This is a genomic window from Halomonas sp. BM-2019, from assembly GCF_017584085.1.
The window spans coordinates 3,802,062-3,802,390 of record NZ_CP071922.1 but is presented as its reverse complement, the minus strand read 5'-3'; the positions used below and the strand labels follow the sequence as shown (position 1 = coordinate 3,802,390).

The 329-nt window shown below is 76.0% G+C and carries 1 protein-coding gene; it reads left to right on the top strand.

The features are described from left to right. The coding region (locus J5F18_RS18815) for a hypothetical protein (RefSeq protein ID WP_346300047.1) at positions 1–329 on the top strand (329 nt) is incomplete at both ends.

Below are 329 nucleotides of genomic sequence, written 5' to 3'. Positions count from 1 at the left end.
GCCCTGGAGCAGGAGCGGCTGGCCGCCGAACGCAGCGGCCTGGCCGAGCAGCAGGGCCGTGCCGGCGAGGCCCGTGAACGCCTGGTGGGGCGCCTCGAGGAGCTGGAGGAGGAGCGTGAGCTGCTGCGCGAGCCCGAGGAGGAGCGCCGCGAACGGCTCGACGAGCTGCTCGACCGCCGCGAGCGGGAGGAGCGCGCCCTCAATGTGGTGCGGGCCCGGGCCGCCGAGCTGGTGGAGCGGCTGCGCGAGGATGAGCAGGCCCGCCAGTCCCATGAGCGCAGCCTGGAGGGGATCCGCGAGCGCCTCCAGGAGGCGCGGATGCAGGGCCA